We start from the raw sequence: 16198 nt of genomic DNA on the forward strand, positions 1-16198 counted from the left end.
ACTGTGAGAGGGACACCTCGATCAGACACGAAAGTGGGCCTTAGTGATCCGGTGGTTTCCGTATGGAAGGGCCATCGCTCAACGGATAAAAGGTACTCTGGGGATAACAGGCTGATACCGCCCAAGAGTTCATATCGACGGCGGTGTTTGGCACCTCGATGTCGGCTCATCACATCCTGGGGCTGGAGAAGGTCCCAAGGGTTCGGCTGTTCGCCGATTAAAGTGGTACGCGAGCTGGGTTCAGAACGTCGTGAGACAGTTCGGTCCTTATCTGCCGTGGGCGTAGGAGATTTGAGGGAATCTGTCCTTAGTACGAGAGGACCGGGATGGACGCACCTCTGGTGTAGCAGTTGTGGCACCAGCCGCAGGCGCTGCGTAGCTATGTGCGGATATGGATAACCGCTGAAAGCATCTAAGCGGGAAGCCAATCCCAAGATGAGATCTCCCAAGCCGTTAGGCTTCTAAAGGTCCCTTGGAGACTACGAGGTTGATAGGCGCAAGGTGTAAGTGCAGTAATGCATTAAGCTGATGCGTACTAATAGACCGTGTGGCTTAAACTTTTTTGCTCTTTAATAGTTAGATGCAAAACAATCCCTCTGGTGGCGATAGTATAGCGGGAAACACCCGATCCCATCCCGAACTCGGCAGTTAAGCCGCTATGCGCCGATGGTAGTCTGGGAGCGCCCAGGCAAGAGTAGGTACTGCCAGGGGGATAAAAAAATCATGCAAAGGACATTCGTTTTAGATAACTTCAAAAATATTTTTTTAAATATAGTATTGTGCTGTCCGGATATCCCTCAAAATACCGGAAATATTGCCAGACTATGCGTAGGAACTGGAGCAAGACTTCACTTAATCAAGCCTTTTGGCTTTACTCTTACAGATAAAAAACTAAAACGCGCAGGCCTTGACTATTGGGATAATCTTGATCTTGTAGTTTATGATTCAGTAGAAGATTTTTTTGAAAAAAATAACAATGTCAATTTTTACATAGCTACTACAAAAGCAAAAAACTTCTATTATGAAGTTAAATACACTCAGAATGATTATTTAATTTTTGGGTCAGAAACCAGCGGTTTTGCGCTTAAGTATGTTGATAGGTATTTTGATAGATGTATAAATATACCCATGAAATCGACTGTAAGATCGCTTAACCTTGCCAATTCAGTTGCAATTGTTTTATATGAAGCTCTAAGACAAATACTGTTTAAATAACTAAAAATGCATCTCCATAGCTAAAAAATCTGTACCTTTCTTCAATGGCTTTTTGGTAGCAAAAATGTGTGTTTTCTACACCTATTAGGGCACAAATGAGCATAATCAGTGTCGATTTTGGCAGATGGAAATTAGTTAAAATATTTTTTACTGTTTTAAACTGATAGCCAGGATAGATAAATATATCTGTTTTTGTTGAGATTGGTTTTAAAAATCCTTGAGTATTTGAAGCGCTTTCAAGCGCTCTTACTACCGTCGTGCCCACAGGCAGAATAGTTCGATTTTCTAATAGTGCTTTATTGTATATTTGTGCTGTTTTTGGCGATATTTCAAAATATTCTTCGTGCATTTTGTGTTCTTTTATGTTTTGTGTTTCTACGCTTTTAAATGTGCCAAGACCCACATGGAGTGTGATGTAGGCTATTTTAATACCTTTTTGCTTTATTTTTTCGAGCAACTTACTTGTGAAGTGTAAGCTTGCAGTTGGTGCAGCAATTGAGCCTTCAATTTCAGCAAAAACTGTTTGATAGTACTGTTTATCAAGCGCATCAAGCTGATTGTCTTTTCTTTTAATGTAAGGCGGCAAGGGCATTGAACCAATATCATATAAATAATCTTTGATATCAGAGTTTATCTCAAACTTTATAATTTTTTTTTGCTCATTTGTTTGTAAAATCGTAGCTTTTAGGCTTTTTGGTAAAATGACTTTTGTATCGTGCTTAATTTTGCCTTTAACAAAACAATAATAAATATTTTTTTCGATTTGCTCAATTAGCAATATTTGAAGTGAACCACCGCTTTCTTTAGTTGCAGATAGTTTTGCTGGTATAACTTTGGTATTGTTTAAAACAATTAAATCGTTTGGTGACAAGTAGTCTATTATATCTCTAAAAATCTTATGCGATATTTTTTTTGTTTTTTTGTTATAAATAAAAAGCTTGCATTCATCAGGTGGTATATGTGGGCTTTGAGCAATTAGTTCTTTTGGAAGAGCATAATCAAAAATATCTAAATTCATTGGACAATATAGAATGTACCAATCCCTACTGCTACGATATCATCTTGATCATCTTTTACATAACATTGGGCTACAATTGTTGTAAATCCCAGATGGAGGATTTTAGTTTGAGTAATAAGTGTACTGTGATTTGTTGCTTTAATAAAGTTTACTTTTAATTCAAGTGTGTAAAATTTTTTATCTTCACCAATGGTTTTAGAAATTTCAGCGCCAAGTGCTATATCGATAAGGCTGCAAATGGCTCCACCATGCACCACGCCGTATATGTTTTTATTGTTAATACCTGGCTTTAAAGTTACGCTATTTTCTCTTTTTATTCCAATTAGTTTATCAAAGCAGCGCAAATTTGAGCCATCTAAGCTTTTTATTAATTCACTTAAGAAATCTAGTTCTTCCTGTTTTGCATTGTTTATAAACTCAATTAGTTCTTTTTTACTCACAAGTTTTAATTATAATCATTTAATTTAAAAAATCAAATGAATAAGGAGGCTAAAGTAGAGCCCCCTTGAGTTATTCTTGAGCTTTAAAGCTTTCTATAATTTTTTGAGCTTTTTGAGCTGGTACTTCTTCGTACCCAAAAAATTTTGCTCTAAAAAAGCCCCTTCCCGCTGTTAAAGAGCGCAGCGTTGGAGCGTATTCTAAGATTTCAGCCTCTGGTATCAAAACTATTACTTGCTTGAAGTTATGCCTTTTCCCATAAGTTTCCATTTTTAGCATTTTACCTCTTCTTGCATTAATATCGCCTATTATGTCACCTACATTTTCTTCTGGTACAAAAACTTCCATTTCAAGAATTGGTTCTAAGAGAGTGGGTCTGCATTTTAAAACACCTTCTTTAAAAGCTATGGATCCTGCCATTTGAAATGAAAAATCACTTGAATCCACGGGGTGATACATACCATCAATGAGCTTAACTTTAATGTCTGTCATGGGATATCCTACCAAAGCTCCTTTTTCCATAGCAGATTTGACGCCTTTTTCGACAGAGGGTATAAATTGACGCGGTATAGCACCACCTACAATCATATCAACAAACTCAAAGCCAGCCCCCCTTGGAAGAGGTTCAATTTCAATGGTAACATCTCCAAATTGGCCATGGCCACCCGTTTGCTTTTTGAATCTTGCTTTGTACGTTGTTTTATCTTTTATCGTTTCTTTGTAAGCCACTTTTGGTAACTTTAACTTTATATCAAGACCAAATTTTTTCAGACGAGAAACTACTACTTCCAAGTGATTAGTACCCATTCCAGTTAATATAAATTCGTTTGTTTCCGTATTTTTTTTAAATGAAAGTGTTAAATCTGATTCAAGGATTTTACTCATGTATGTAGAGATTTTTTCATCATCATTTTTGGATGAGCCATAGACTGCATAAGAGATAAAAGGCAGCGGCATCTTTACAAATTCAATAGGCGTATCTTTTTTGTCGTTTGATAACGTATCTGCAGTTTGAGTGTATTTTAATTTAGCTACAGCAATAATATCACCTGCCTCAGCAGATGTCATATTGGTTGGGTTTTTTCCAATTAGCGTTTGAATAGAGCCAATGCGTTCTTCCTGGTCTTTATTGAGATTGTAATATATAGTATCGGGTGTAAATTTACCACTTAAGATTCTAAGAAGGCTTAATTTGCCTGATTGAGGATCATTGTAGGTTTTAAAAACAAGAGCCTTTGAAGTGTTTTCTTCATTTTTTGCTGACGGCAGATAAGCATTTGCAAATTCTATTAATTTTTGTGTATTGTACCCAGATAGTGCGCTGCCAACAAGTATAGGGATAATTTTTTGTGAAGATATGGCTTCTTTTAATATAGCATTGAAAAGCTTGTTGTTAAGTTCTTCGCCTGATAGATAATTCTCCAACAGCTCATCATTTAGAGATGACACTTCTTCTATTATCTGGGAATGGTAATTATTAGCCTCTTCTGTAAGCTCGCTTGGTAAATTAATCTCTTTTTGGTTAAAATCATAAGCTTTTAAATTTAATGTATCGATATAACCAACAACTTTATCATTTTCTTTAATGGGTATTTGGAAAGCGACAGCTTTAAACAATTCATTTATAGATTTAAAAGCATTTGCAAACTGGCTATTTTCTTTGTCTATTGCATTAACAAAAACAATAAAGGGTTTATTTTCTCTTTCAATATCATAATAAAAACGCTCTGTTTGGGCTTTAACACCTTCTTGTATGTCAACTACCAAAATAGCACTATCAGATGCCCTAATACCACATAGAGCATCGCCTATAAAATTGTGATAGCCTGGTGTGTCAATTAAATAAATTGTTGAGTTGTTTTGCGATATATTTGCTATAGAAAGCTGTATTGAAACTTTGCGCTCAATCTCTTCACTGTCAAAATCCATCGTGAGGTTGCCTTTTTCCGTTGAGCCTTTTCTTGTGATTTTCTTATTTACAAATAATATATCTTCTACTAATGTGCTTTTACCACAACCACCTGCTCCGCATATTGCAATGACCTTTTTATCTACCTCTGCCATAACTTCCTCCCCTTTTTAAGAAAGTGATTTTTGTCTTAGCTGCAAGCAGTAGTCTTTGTATTGCGAAAAATTGTTTTCTTTTGAAGAAATTGCCTCATACCAATCTTTAAGCCATTCAGCATATTCTGGATGGTTTTGACTATTGGAACGCAAAATCTTGTTTTGCAGATTGTATGCTATTATTTTATCTGAGACATCTATGGCATCATTTGTTGATACAAAATGTGCTTTTTGAGTAGTTATTTGATACTTGCCTGGCGCAATTTCTTTGATGTCTAAAGTATCTGCTTCGTAAAAACCAATAATTAAGTGCTTAATTTGCTCATTGCGCATAATTGCCCTAAATAGAATAATTATAGGACTATGTTCGTTTTTAGATACTCTTTGTAATTTTTCGAACTCTTTAAAACCAACAATACAATCTAATTTGCCATCTAGATTAAAACCTTCAGGGTAGGGACCATATTCGAAACCATTTGACTTGGTAATTCTTGCTGCAAATTCGTCGTGTGAGTTTGCAGCAAAAAAAGGGATGCTCAAGATAAGCTTTTCCATGATTACCTCCTTTTTGATTTGTATTTATAAAAAATGTACAAAACCAAAATTCCACCAATAAGCATAATTATGCCAATTATACCAAGGTATTTTTCAACTTCTTGAAACTGCAAACCTAGAAAATAGCCCAGATACACATAAAAAATACTCCACAAGACAGCACCTATTGCATCGAAAATGAGAAATGTAATAAAATTCATTTTTGACATACCGGCGACAAGAGCAGTAAAACTTCTCAGAAGTGACAAGAATCTGCTAAATAAAACAGATATACCACCATATTTGTCAAAAAAGTATTGTGTAGGCTTATAGTATTTATCTTTTAACAGTTTTTTTCTTATGATAATATCACCAAAGTAGCTTCCCAAAAGATAGCTTGTTAAATAGCCTAGAAATGCTGAAATTATAACAACAACAAAAAGATAATCAATTTTTATGTATCCTTTTGAAGCCATCATGCCTGCTATTACAATCACAGTTTCGCCTGGTATTATAAGGCTTGCAAATGCGACAGTTTCTAAAAAGGTAAAAATAAATACAAAGAGTAAACCATATTTTTGAATGTAGGTTGTTAGCTCAGATATTTCCATAAATTCATCCTTATTTTTAAATATAAACTAAATTTATTCTAATATCAAGAAGTTTGTTAAAAATTTGTAAAAAGCTTATTGTTTAAGCTTAATGTTTTTTGGGATTTTTTTCTTGAAATACGAAAAATTTTATGATATAAGAAAGCTTATGGAAAAACTAACTGTGTTTTCGCCGATTATAAATGTATCTTATTGGTGGTATTACTTTAATAGCTGGCAGGAGTAGTCTATCCTTTTTTTTAGGCTTTAATTGGCCGGTTGGGGTGGACTACTCCAACCGGCTTTTTTTTTGCACAAAATTTACGAGGAGGTTTTATGATAGTGATAATGAAAAAATTTGCAAGGGACGAGCAGATTGAGGGTGTTGTTAAAAAGATTAGTGAACTAGGCTTTGTGAGTCATGTAAGTAAAGGCAGTGAGCGCACTGTAATAGGCGTTGTTGGGGAATTTTCAAAAGATAAACTCAAAATAGATCCTTTATCGTTATTATCTATGGAAAACGGCGTAGAGACAGTTTATAGAGTTTCAAAACCATACAAATTAGCAAGCATAGAAAACAGACCCGAGCCTACGACAGTGTATGTAGATGGTGTTGCTATTGGTGAGGGGAAGTTTACGGTTATCGCAGGTCCGTGTTCTGTGGAAAACCATCATCAAATGATAACTACAACAAAAGGTGTAAAATCAGCTGGCGCAAAATTATTAAGGGGCGGTGCGTATAAGCCTCGAACAAACCCATATACTTTTCAGGGTCTTGGAGAGGAAGGTTTAAAGCTTTTAAAAGAATCTAAAGAATTAACTGGTTTGCCCATTGTGACAGAAGTTATGAACCCAAAAGATCTAGATTTAGTTTTAGAGTATGCTGATGTGTTGCAAATTGGAGCAAGAAGTATACAAAATTTCGCCCTACTTAAACTTGTAGGTCAAACTACAAAGCCAGTTTTACTAAAAAGAGGCATGTCAACGACCATAGAAGAGCTATTGATGAGTGCTGAGTATGTAATGAGTGAAGGCAATGCAAATGTTATACTGTGCGAAAGAGGCATTAGAACATTTGAAACAGCTACGCGAAATACACTTGATATATCTGCAGTGCCGGTTTTGAAAAAATTGACACACCTGCCTGTTATCATTGACCCCTCGCATGCGGCAGGAAAACGAGACTATGTTCCAGCGCTATCAAAAGCGGCTATTGCAGTTGGCGCAGATGGTCTTATTATTGAAGTACACTATAAGCCGGAAATTGCAATTTCAGATGCTTCGCAGCAGCTAACAATACCCGAATTTGAAAACTTAATGAAAGATCTTAAAAAAATAGCGCAAGTTTTAGGAAAAGAAATGTAAAAAAAGGGGCTAATTAGCCCCTTTTTTTTATTCAACTTTTGCAGAGTTACTAATGTAGAAATCGTTAGGGAAAGTACCGTCTTCAGGCTTTAAGACCCAGTAGTTTGTAGCTTCTTTTAATAGTTTTGATACTACGGAGTTTGGATCATTTAAATCGCCAAAATTTCGAGAGCCACCAACGCATGTTTGAACGCAGGCAGGCTCAAGACCACTTTCAAGCCTTGGTAGGCAGAATGTACATTTATCCACTGCGCCTAATTCTTCATTATAGTATCTTGCATCATATGGACATGCTTCCATACAGGCTTTACAGCCAATACACATATTTGGTGTAACTAATACTATACCATCGCTTTTTCGCTTATAGCTTGCACCAGTTGGGCATACCCAAACGCATGGTGGATTATCGCATTGATTGCACAAAATGGGCATAAATATCATTTTGCGCTCACTATTTTCTACCTTATCAATATCTAAAACTTTTGTACGGTAGTTTAGCTTTCCATCTGGCACTTCCCACATTGCTTTGCATGCAACTTCACAAGCTTTGCAATCGACGCATCTATCTTGAACAATAACCATTGCGTAATTTTTTTCTTTTTTTGGTCTTTCAAATAAAGCCATTTTAACCTCCTATTATACCTTCTCAATGCTAACAAATGAATTCAGAAAAGCTGCGGCGCCACTCAAAGGATCAGTGTCGTTTGAGCAAAATTCAGCATCTGAAACACCTTTTTCGTAGCATCTTGTTGTATATGGAGAAAATCTTCCCCATCCGTGTACTATAAATACCGTGCCTTGTATTATTTTATCAGTGACTTTAGCTTTGACGGGGTAGAGTGATTTGAGGTTACCTTTAACCAATACTACCTTATCACCATCTTTTATATTTATTGATTTTGCATCTTGGGGGTTAATCCACACGTTGTTGTCATCATAATGCTCAAGCAGCCATTCGTTATCCTGCGTTCTTGCATGAGTATGTACTGCTACTCTGCCAAAAATAAGCCTAAACTCATTTTGTTTTTTTGGTTTGTTTGGTGGTGTATAGTTTGGTAGTGGATCAAAACTATTTCCAGCAAGAGAATCGCTGTAAATATCAATTTTCCCACTGCCAGTGTTGAAGCTTACATCTTCACCTAAAGCAATCGGGTATGGATTGAATGGTGCTTTTTTGTATGCATCGAGCATTTTTTGATAAGCTACCTTTGGATCGATATCACCGCTTAAATCAGCATCTTCTGGTATAGGCCCAAGTGAGATCACACCGTCTTTGAGCAGTTTATCTCTTTGATCTTTTGGCATTTGGTTGAGTGAACTGTATAGTACACCTTTTGCATCACTGAATGGAAAAAATTCACCAAGCCCCATATGTTTTGCAATACCGTGTGCTATTGCCCAAATATCTCGTGTGTCATAAATCGTATCTACTGCTGGTTCTCTAAAGTTAACATATGGATACTTCCAACCTATAGATTTGAGCGCAGCATACATTTCAAGATACGTAGATTCGGGAAATACTATATCAGCATAAAGCGTATGTTCCCATGGTAAAATATCTACAACCATATAGAAATCAAGTTTGCTAATCGCTTCTTTTACTTTGTTAGAGTCACCAGTATGGAATAATGGATTTGTAGCATAGCTTATCATTGCCTTGATTGGGTATGGTTTTTGGGTTCTAATTGCTTCCCATAAGATATTATCAAGCCCAAGCACGCCTACAATCTCTTGTGTAGTAGTTGGAAGGTTTGTGAGCGATAAAACGGCATTTGCTGCATTTTTTTGCTGGGCTAGCTGGGCATATTTTGATTCTTCTACATCTGGCATATCGGCATTTGGAACTTTAATCTTATTTGGTTTGAAAAAGCCACCTGGCTGAAACCAGTTACCAAGCAGTACGTTTGCTATGGCAATAGCTCTTGCAAATTGCGTATCATCACCATACCTTGTGGACCTTCTTGGGGGAACTATGATACAGTTTGGCGCAAAAGAAGAAATCTCTCTTGCAATCTGGATGATTTCTTCTGCTTTGATGCCAGTTTGCTCTTGAGCCCACTGTGGGGTGTATTTTGCTATGTGTGGCTTCAGTTTATCATAGCCCGTTGTATATTTATCTACAAAATCGTGGTTAATTAGATCTTCTGTTACCATAACATTTATAAGAGCCAAAACAAAAGCAGCATCTGTGCCTGGTTTAATCTGTAAATATTTATCAGCTTTTGCTGCAGTATGAGTATACCTTGGATCAACATAGACTATTTTTGCCTTATTACCAATGGCTTTTGAAAAGTGATAAAGCTCGCTCACATGAAGCGACTCCGTCTCATTTCTACCAAGCATTATAATGTATCTGCTGTTTGATAAATCAAATGGCTCATGTCCACCAAGAGCTGCACCAAATGTATAATAAAAGCCTACATCTCGTGAGCCTGTGCACTGAGAGTATGCAGGTATAGCAAAGTTTGTCGTACCGCCCAAAACTTCAAATAGCCTGTGGATTCCAGGCTCACCTGTGCCGTGCATTTCAAGCCCAATTGTTTCTGGACCGTATTTATCTATTACTTCTTTGAATTTTTTTGCAGCGAACTCAAATGCCTCTTCCCATGAAACCTTCTTCCATTTACCTTCGCCCCTTTCACCAACTCTGATCAAGGGGGTTTTTAGTCTATTATCATCGTATAGAGTTTTAATACCCGCTTGACCTTTTGCGCATAATTTACCAAAATTCAGAGGGCTTTTATCATTACCTTCAAGTTTTCTAACCTTGCCATCGTTTACAAAAACTTTCTCTGTGCAATTCCAAAAGCACATTTCACAAAAGTTAAAGGTTACTTTATCAGGCTTGTAAGGCTTTAGTTCTTCCCTTGCGTCAGCTTTTGAATCAAAAACTAAAGGCAAAGACAACAGTGCCGACCCAGCTAAAGCGCCCTTCAGAAAGGTTCTTCTTTTAATTTGCATACAACCTCCTTTTTTCCATCTCGCATCATCTATATCATTCATGTGCTATTTTAGTCAAAAAATAAAAAAAATCCACTAAAATCTTGTTTGTAATATTATTTTAATAGTTTGGTTTTATTTTAACTGTTTACTCCAATTTTTTTGCTTGCTAAAACAAAAAACTACCATTACAAGAGTTTTTATTAGCTCAAAAAACATTTGATGATTTACTTGCTTTACTACAACCATCAGAAGAAATTGAAGGCATTGAGATTCAAAGCACCGTATGGTATTATTATGCTTAAAAAGTTTAACTTAAATTCTGAACTTTTTAAAGACAACCCGTACAGGATCCCTAAAGGCAAAAGATGAGAAACAAATCTATGAAGCACTGAAATTAAAACTAGTGCCAATAGAAAGAAAAAGCATAATAAAATAAACCACCTACTACAAATTTAACAAAAAATGTTCTACTCCCCATAGAAAAAAAATAATGTTGTAATAATAACATTATCGAACTATAGATGATAAAGATGGGTTAACTTTTTACACAAAATATACAATTCAACCTTAAATAGCAGATACGAGAAAAAAGATTTTTATATTATTTACATAAATATGCAAATATTTTTTAATACAAAGAGTTTAAAAGAGTTTGTAGTTTATGATTTAGAGAAAAGGAGGCTCATAATGGATAGATCTTTAATTGATCAGGAGTATCAGAAGTTGCAGGATGAATCAAACAATTTAGCTCAAAAAATTCAAGCTTTTGCTAACAAATTACAACAATCAAAGGAATCCGGATCATCAGATGCTAAAGAATGGATCTTAGATTTTAAGGAAATTGCTTTAGCAATTCAATCAGAGCAAAATCAGATGTTTTCTTTGCTTTTATCAATTCATGAAAATGCATCTAACGTGCAAAATCCAAACCCAGAAAATTCTCAAAAACCAACTAAAAAAGGCTTGTTTAGTAACTTATTTGGTAGCGGAATAGGTCAAGCAATGGAGATGGGGCTAGGGTTTGGATTAGGTGATGATCTTATAAATAGTATTTTTTAGCTGTTTCCACATTAAAATGTACTAAAAATCTAAGACATCTGTATGTTTTGATTAGTAGAATTTTGGGTATTTTGATAAAAAGTTATAAGTATTCTATGACACATACTTGTATTCATAATGTAGAGAATATGTCAATAAAATGTTTAGTTATTTACTTGTTATTTATCACAAGTTAAATATTGTAGCATCACGAAATAAAAAGCAATTTTTTCAAATCTTTGTAATTTTAGTTATAGTTTTAGCTTTGTTTGCATATCTTTTTAGCTATTATGAAAAGATTTCATTTTTTAATTCAATTTACTGGGCTTTAACAACCGCTTCAACGGTTGGGTATGGCGATATTGTTCCAAAAAACAATACTGGCAAAGTTATCGCTATGGGATTAATGATAATTGGTGTAAGCATGATTGGTGTTTTTCTTGCCAATTTATCTTCTATTGTGCTGGACTTTAAATTAGGGAGGTTTTTTGGAACAATGGAAAGCCATTTTGTAAAAGATCATATTGTAATTTTGGGTTTTAGCGATTACGTAAAAAATTCTTTGGAGGAAATTCTAAAGGACAATAATAAAAACGTTGTTTTGATGGCAGATATTGATAATAATCCTTTTAGCAATTATAACTTAATATTTATAAAAGGAGATATAACTATAGAGAATGACATTTACAAAACAAAACTTGCCAACGCAAAACTATGTATTGTCTCTGATAGCGATGATTCCAAAACTCTCATAGCTGCTATGACTGTAAAAAATCTTTACAAAGATTTATATATAGTAGCTTTAGTGTTCAAAAAAGAACTAGCAAAAGTATTGAGAAATTTTGGAATTAATGAGGTATTTTCATCAGGAACGTTTTCTAGTAAATTATTGGTTAAGACTACTTTTATAACTGGAATTTCTAAATTCTTTAGCCAACTATTAGATGAAGAGTTTAAAGAATCACTGGTAGAGAAAATAACTCCTGATAGTTTAATAAATTCAACTTTTGATGAGGCCATGTACAAGCTAAAGAATGAAACGGGCGAACTTTTGGTAGGAGTTAAAAGAGACAAAGAAAATATTATTATTAATCCTACCGAAAAAGACTTCAAATTAAGTGCAGAAGATAAACTTTTGCTTATAGGAAAGTAAGATTGACTGGGTTTGTTGTATATATTTTAGAGTTAACTTAAATTTCCTACCTTTGGTGCGTTTATAGCAGCGGAATAGTATGAGATAAGCATAGATAAAGTAATTAGCAATATTGCACGAGAATTTATCAAAAAGGACAACAAAAGACATAGAAATTGAAACCAGAAAAAACACAGAGGTATCTGATTATTTTAATATTGAGATTAAAAGAACAGAAAAAAGCGAGTTTTTCATATATTTTAACAAGCCAAAAATAACCTTTTTCATCCAATAATGATCTGAGCTGCTCTCCTAAATAGCAATAGTATAATAACTATGGGTAACGACAAATTTCTTTTGTCTTTTGTCAAAGTAATCTCCACTTATCAGTTCAGATTTAATTTTTACTTCTATCTTTTTTGCCGTATTTAAATCGGGTATTCTTTTAACGATACGTTCATTTTGTACCCCACCACCACCTTATAGGCAGACTTTTGGCATTGATTGACTGCATTTCCTTGCAAGTTTTATTCTTTGCATCTTGCTCAGTTTTGCAAAAAGGACACACCAGGTAAATCATAAATCACCCCATAGATTTATTTAAAAAAAATGATTTCCTAAAATCCTATTTTCTAAAGATTTTATTTTATATATTGACAAAATTGGGAAAATATAGTAAGTAGTACTTGTAAATCGTGGGCCGCTAGCTCAGCTGGTAGAGCAACGGACTCTTAATCCGTCGGTCGAAGGTTCGATCCCTTCGCGGCTCACCATTTGTGGTGGGTATAGCTCAGTTTGGTTAGAGCACCAGGTTGTGGCCCTGGGGGCCGTGGGTTCAAGTCCCACTACTCACCCCATATTTTTTATGAAAACAATTATTTGTAGAGATAAAGGTTCATTTAATTACTTACCTTACATAAAAAATGGCATGATTATTTACCCAGCAGATACCATATACGGCCTTGGTGCTTATATATATAATGCTTTTGCAAATAAACGAATATTTGAAATAAAGAAGCGTTCTATACAAAACCCATTCATTGTACTGTGTGATATGGACTTTGTTTTAAAAAATGTTTTTGTGGATGAAACTGCGCTTAATTTACTAAATCTGGGTGCTACAGTAATTTTAAAAAATAAAACAACATTGCCTTTTTATGTTTCAAAAAATGGAAAAACTGCGTACCGTCTTGCAGTTAATCCTTTTATGGTAAAAATTGTAAAAAAAATTCCTCTAACTTCAACAAGTGTAAATGTATCAGCAAAACAGTCTATAAATTCTACTAAGAAAATATTACAACGCTATTTTGGAATTGTTGATATTATAATAATAGGCAAAACTAGAAATGTAGCATCTAGTATTGTAGATTTTGAAAATAAAGTTATATTAAGAGAAGGCTATAATGCTGAAGCTATTAAAAAATTTTTGGGGGTAGTATGAAATTTTTAAGATGTTTTTATGAGGGAAAAGATTATCATGGTTTACTTGAAAACAAAAGTGTCAAGCTTTTGTCGAATAGTTTTTTAGAAGGCGATTATAAAATCTTAAAAGAAGTTAACATAAGTAATGTAAAAATCTTGCCACCAGTTTTGCCATCAAAAATCATTGGGATTGGTTTAAATTATAACGATCATATTCAAGAAATGAAAGACGAAAAACCCAATGTGCCAAAAATGTTTATAAAGCCTTCAAGCACGGTAATTGCTACCAAAGAGCCTATAATTTATCCAAAACATATGTCAAAGAGGGTAGATTATGAAGGTGAATTGGGTGTGGTAATTGGCAAAGTATGCAAGAATATATCAGCTTTGCAGGCAAAAGATTACATATTTGGCTATACAATAATAAACGATGTAACAGCCAGAGATTTGCAGTCAATCGATGGTCAGTGGACTAGAGCAAAAGGTTTTGATACATTTGCCCCGATAGGTCCTTTTATAGAAACCCAAGTTGATCATATGAATTTAAAAATTACTACTAAGCTAAATGGTGTAGTTAAGCAAGATTCTACAACATCCCATATGATATTCAATGTTTATGAACTTGTTTCGTTTATTTCTCAAATCATGACATTATATCCTGGCGATTTGATAGCATCTGGCACGCCAAGCGGTGTAGGGCCCGTTGTACCTGGTGATATTGTAGAAATCGAAATTGAAAATATAGGAAAATTGATAAATCCCGTGAAGGAGTAGTTGATGTTTAAATTATCAGAGAGGATTGAAAAATTACCACCTTACCTATTTGCTGAAATTGATAGGCTTAAGCAGGAGGTAAAGCAAAGAGGCATTGAAATTATAGATTTAGGCATAGGAGACCCTGACATACCCACACCAAAACAAATAATTGAAGTTGCTCAAAAAGCTTTAGAAAACCCCGCAAACCATCAGTACCCCTCTTATGAAGGCAGTTTTGAGTTTAGAGAGGCTGTAGCCCACTGGTACAAAGATAGATTTGATGTGGATTTGGATCCAAGCAGTGAATGTCTTGCATTGATTGGCTCAAAAGAAGGTATTGCGCATCTTCCGTTTGCATTTGTAGATGAAGGCGACTACACGCTTGTGCCAGATCCAGGCTATCCAGTTTACACAACATCCACGATGTTTGCAGGTGGTATGGTATATAAGATGCCGCTATTGAAAAAAAATGGTTTCTTGCCAGATCTTGATGCAATTGATAAAAGCGTTCTAAATAAAACAAAAATAATGTTTGTCAATTATCCAAATAACCCCACAAGTGCTATTGCAACAAAAGACTTTTACAATAGGGTTGTTGAGCTTGCGCTAAAGTACGGCTTTTTGGTGGCATCGGATAATGCGTATTCGGAAATTTATTATGATAATTACAAACCAATGAGTTTTTTAGAAGTGGATGGAGCTAAAGAAGTTGCTATAGAGCTACATTCATTTTCAAAAACATTCAATATGACAGGCTGGAGAATAGGTTTTGCAGTTGGGAACAAAGAAGGTATTTATGGGCTTGGAAAAATAAAGACAAATGTGGATTCTGGTGTATTTACAGCATTACAGCAAGCGGGTATTTTTGCACTCAATAACTATAAAACGCTAAATGAGCCAATAAGAAAAATTTTTCAAGAGCGCAAAAATCAAATGACCCAAGCCCTAAAGAAAGCAAATTTTGATTTTGAGGAGCCGCTTGCAACATTCTATTTTTGGGTGAAAGTGCCAAATGGCTACACTTCTAAAGACTTTGCCAAAAAATTGCTTGAAGAAAAAGGTATTGTTGTAACACCCGGTGTAGGGTTTGGCGAGTACGGGGAGGGTTACTTTAGAATAAGTATAACAAACCCAAACATTCAAAAAGCCGTTGATGCAATAAGATCACTATGAAATACAATAATGTCTTTTTAAGTTTGGGTTCAAATATCTCAGGCAAAAAGAAAAATATAGAAACAGCGTTTGAGTTTATTAAGCAAAACAATAAAATAAGCATTTTAAAACTATCGAGTATTTATGAAAGCCCTCCATGGGGCTACAAGAACCAGGAGAATTTTTACAATCAGGTTATAGAAATTGAGACTAATTTAGAGCCATACGAGTTACTGGTATTTGTAAAATCAATAGAAAAAAAAATGGGCAGGCAAACGGCTATAAAATGGGGTCCAAGAAATATAGATATTGACATTTTGATATTTTCGGATATCATAATCAAAGGTGATTTTTTAAATATACCGCATAGGTTTTTGTTAAATAGATGTTTTTGGCTTGTAGGGTTAAATGAGATAAACGAGCAGCTAAACATCTCAGGTAAGAATGTGTGGGCATTGCTTGAGCGCGAACAAGATCGCGACTTAATAAAAATTGTGTGTTAAGAGGTAAGTTTTTTGCTAAATAGCACAA

16 protein-coding genes, 2 tRNA genes and 2 rRNA genes are annotated in these 16198 nt (G+C 34.8%); 12 read left to right on the forward strand and 8 right to left on the reverse strand.

What is annotated here, in order from left to right; genetic code table 11:
• The 3 genes from DESAMIL20_RS00005 to DESAMIL20_RS00015 form a co-directional block, all read left to right on the forward strand.
• A 23S ribosomal RNA gene (locus DESAMIL20_RS00005) occupies window positions 1-560 on the forward strand; the annotation flags it as partial.
• A 35-nt stretch (window positions 561-595) separates the two neighbouring features.
• Window positions 596-710 (forward strand): 5S ribosomal RNA (gene rrf / locus DESAMIL20_RS00010).
• A 49-nt stretch (window positions 711-759) separates the two neighbouring features.
• On the forward strand, window positions 760-1215 hold the full coding sequence (locus DESAMIL20_RS00015) for a tRNA (cytidine(34)-2'-O)-methyltransferase (protein WP_086033093.1): 456 nt from the start codon (window positions 760-762) through the stop codon (window positions 1213-1215).
• Here DESAMIL20_RS00015 and queA read toward each other — a convergent pair.
• The 5 genes from queA to DESAMIL20_RS00040 all read right to left on the reverse strand — a co-directional run bounded on the left by queA (window position 1208) and on the right by DESAMIL20_RS00040 (window position 5880).
• Complete coding sequence (queA, locus tag DESAMIL20_RS00020) at window positions 1208-2233, reverse strand: tRNA preQ1(34) S-adenosylmethionine ribosyltransferase-isomerase QueA (protein ID WP_086032833.1); 1026 nt, start codon at window positions 2231-2233, stop codon at window positions 1208-1210. The two genes, DESAMIL20_RS00015 and queA, sit on opposite strands and share 8 nt — an antisense overlap.
• Window positions 2230-2673, reverse strand: a complete 444-nt coding sequence (locus tag DESAMIL20_RS00025; RefSeq protein WP_086032834.1) for a PaaI family thioesterase — start codon at window positions 2671-2673, stop codon at window positions 2230-2232. The genes queA and DESAMIL20_RS00025 overlap by 4 nt, the downstream gene beginning before the upstream one ends.
• A gap of 70 nt (window positions 2674-2743) precedes the next feature.
• Window positions 2744-4735: an elongation factor G gene (locus DESAMIL20_RS00030; RefSeq protein ID WP_086032835.1), complete on the reverse strand. Its 1992-nt coding sequence runs from the start codon at window positions 4733-4735 to the stop codon at window positions 2744-2746.
• A 15-nt stretch (window positions 4736-4750) separates the two neighbouring features.
• Window positions 4751-5290: a hypothetical protein gene (locus tag DESAMIL20_RS00035; protein WP_086032836.1), complete on the reverse strand. Its 540-nt coding sequence runs from the start codon at window positions 5288-5290 to the stop codon at window positions 4751-4753.
• A gap of 2 nt (window positions 5291-5292) precedes the next feature.
• A complete protein-coding gene (locus DESAMIL20_RS00040; protein WP_086032837.1) occupies window positions 5293-5880 on the reverse strand; it encodes a DedA family protein in 588 nt (195 codons plus the stop codon).
• Between the two features lie 315 nt (window positions 5881-6195).
• Here DESAMIL20_RS00040 and aroF point away from each other — a divergent pair, with 315 nt between their 5' ends.
• The gene (gene aroF / locus DESAMIL20_RS00045) at window positions 6196-7224 is read left to right on the forward strand and encodes a 3-deoxy-7-phosphoheptulonate synthase (protein WP_086032838.1); all 1029 of its coding nucleotides are present in this window, start codon (window positions 6196-6198) and stop codon (window positions 7222-7224) included.
• A 27-nt stretch (window positions 7225-7251) separates the two neighbouring features.
• Here aroF and DESAMIL20_RS00050 read toward each other — a convergent pair whose 3' ends face one another.
• Window positions 7252-7848, reverse strand: coding sequence for a 4Fe-4S dicluster domain-containing protein (locus tag DESAMIL20_RS00050; RefSeq protein WP_086032839.1), 597 nt, complete (start codon window positions 7846-7848; stop codon window positions 7252-7254).
• Window positions 7849-7860: 12 nt separating this feature from the next.
• The gene (locus tag DESAMIL20_RS00055; RefSeq protein WP_158090462.1) at window positions 7861-10185 is read right to left on the reverse strand and encodes a molybdopterin-containing oxidoreductase family protein; all 2325 of its coding nucleotides are present in this window, start codon (window positions 10183-10185) and stop codon (window positions 7861-7863) included.
• A gap of 669 nt (window positions 10186-10854) precedes the next feature.
• Here DESAMIL20_RS00055 and DESAMIL20_RS00060 point away from each other — a divergent pair.
• Together DESAMIL20_RS00060 and DESAMIL20_RS00065 are read left to right on the forward strand one after the other, a co-directional pair.
• Window positions 10855-11226 carry a hypothetical protein gene (locus DESAMIL20_RS00060; protein ID WP_086032841.1) on the forward strand — a complete coding sequence of 124 codons (372 nt, stop codon included), beginning with the start codon at window positions 10855-10857 and terminating at the stop codon, window positions 11224-11226.
• A gap of 139 nt (window positions 11227-11365) precedes the next feature.
• Window positions 11366-12358 carry a potassium channel family protein gene (locus DESAMIL20_RS00065; RefSeq protein WP_086032842.1) on the forward strand — a complete coding sequence of 331 codons (993 nt, stop codon included), beginning with the start codon at window positions 11366-11368 and terminating at the stop codon, window positions 12356-12358.
• Between the two features lie 436 nt (window positions 12359-12794).
• On the opposite strand, the gene DESAMIL20_RS10735 is transcribed toward DESAMIL20_RS00065, so the two are convergent.
• Window positions 12795-12917, reverse strand: a complete 123-nt coding sequence (locus tag DESAMIL20_RS10735) for a hypothetical protein (RefSeq protein WP_275074196.1) — start codon at window positions 12915-12917, stop codon at window positions 12795-12797.
• A 117-nt stretch (window positions 12918-13034) separates the two neighbouring features.
• On the opposite strand from DESAMIL20_RS10735, the gene DESAMIL20_RS00070 reads away from it, so the two are divergent.
• The 6 genes from DESAMIL20_RS00070 to folK all read left to right on the forward strand — a co-directional run bounded on the left by DESAMIL20_RS00070 (window position 13035) and on the right by folK (window position 16170).
• Window positions 13035-13110: transfer RNA gene (locus tag DESAMIL20_RS00070), tRNA-Lys, on the forward strand.
• A 6-nt stretch (window positions 13111-13116) separates the two neighbouring features.
• Window positions 13117-13194 (forward strand) — tRNA-His (locus DESAMIL20_RS00075).
• A gap of 8 nt (window positions 13195-13202) precedes the next feature.
• Window positions 13203-13778 carry a Sua5/YciO/YrdC/YwlC family protein gene (locus tag DESAMIL20_RS00080; protein ID WP_086032843.1) on the forward strand — a complete coding sequence of 192 codons (576 nt, stop codon included), beginning with the start codon at window positions 13203-13205 and terminating at the stop codon, window positions 13776-13778.
• Window positions 13775-14533 (forward strand): fumarylacetoacetate hydrolase family protein, encoded by a 759-nt coding sequence (locus tag DESAMIL20_RS00085; protein WP_086032844.1) that lies wholly within the window; start codon window positions 13775-13777, stop codon window positions 14531-14533. The genes DESAMIL20_RS00080 and DESAMIL20_RS00085 overlap by 4 nt, the downstream gene beginning before the upstream one ends.
• Before the next feature lie 3 nt (window positions 14534-14536).
• On the forward strand, window positions 14537-15688 hold the full coding sequence (locus tag DESAMIL20_RS00090) for an LL-diaminopimelate aminotransferase (RefSeq protein WP_086032845.1): 1152 nt from the start codon (window positions 14537-14539) through the stop codon (window positions 15686-15688).
• Window positions 15685-16170, forward strand: a complete 486-nt coding sequence (gene folK, locus DESAMIL20_RS00095) for a 2-amino-4-hydroxy-6-hydroxymethyldihydropteridine diphosphokinase (RefSeq protein ID WP_086032846.1) — start codon at window positions 15685-15687, stop codon at window positions 16168-16170. Before DESAMIL20_RS00090 ends, folK begins: the two co-directional genes overlap by 4 nt.
• The last annotated feature ends 28 nt before the right edge of the window (window positions 16171-16198 follow it).

It is taken from the genome of Desulfurella amilsii (genome assembly GCF_002119425.1).
Lineage (GTDB): Bacteria > Campylobacterota_A > Desulfurellia > Desulfurellales > Desulfurellaceae > Desulfurella > Desulfurella amilsii.

Excerpts from the sequence above, each read along its gene's own strand:
- queA (WP_086032833.1), bottom strand. The coding sequence starts at position 2,233 with ATGAATTTAGATATTTTTGATTATGCTCTTCCAAAAGAACTAATTGCT.
- DESAMIL20_RS00030 (WP_086032835.1), bottom strand. The coding sequence starts at position 4,735 with ATGGCAGAGGTAGATAAAAAGGTCATTGCAATATGCGGAGCAGGTGGT.
- DESAMIL20_RS00035 (WP_086032836.1), bottom strand. The coding sequence starts at position 5,290 with ATGGAAAAGCTTATCTTGAGCATCCCTTTTTTTGCTGCAAACTCACAC.
- DESAMIL20_RS00040 (WP_086032837.1), bottom strand. The coding sequence starts at position 5,880 with ATGGAAATATCTGAGCTAACAACCTACATTCAAAAATATGGTTTACTC.
- aroF (WP_086032838.1), top strand. The coding sequence starts at position 6,196 with ATGATAGTGATAATGAAAAAATTTGCAAGGGACGAGCAGATTGAGGGT.
- DESAMIL20_RS00050 (WP_086032839.1), bottom strand. The coding sequence starts at position 7,848 with ATGGCTTTATTTGAAAGACCAAAAAAAGAAAAAAATTACGCAATGGTT.
- DESAMIL20_RS00055 (WP_158090462.1), bottom strand. The coding sequence starts at position 10,185 with ATGCAAATTAAAAGAAGAACCTTTCTGAAGGGCGCTTTAGCTGGGTCG.
- DESAMIL20_RS00060 (WP_086032841.1), top strand. The coding sequence starts at position 10,855 with ATGGATAGATCTTTAATTGATCAGGAGTATCAGAAGTTGCAGGATGAA.
- DESAMIL20_RS00065 (WP_086032842.1), top strand. The coding sequence starts at position 11,366 with ATGTTTAGTTATTTACTTGTTATTTATCACAAGTTAAATATTGTAGCA.
- DESAMIL20_RS10735 (WP_275074196.1), bottom strand. The coding sequence starts at position 12,917 with ATGATTTACCTGGTGTGTCCTTTTTGCAAAACTGAGCAAGATGCAAAG.
- DESAMIL20_RS00080 (WP_086032843.1), top strand. The coding sequence starts at position 13,203 with ATGAAAACAATTATTTGTAGAGATAAAGGTTCATTTAATTACTTACCT.
- DESAMIL20_RS00085 (WP_086032844.1), top strand. The coding sequence starts at position 13,775 with ATGAAATTTTTAAGATGTTTTTATGAGGGAAAAGATTATCATGGTTTA.
- DESAMIL20_RS00090 (WP_086032845.1), top strand. The coding sequence starts at position 14,537 with ATGTTTAAATTATCAGAGAGGATTGAAAAATTACCACCTTACCTATTT.
- folK (WP_086032846.1), top strand. The coding sequence starts at position 15,685 with ATGAAATACAATAATGTCTTTTTAAGTTTGGGTTCAAATATCTCAGGC.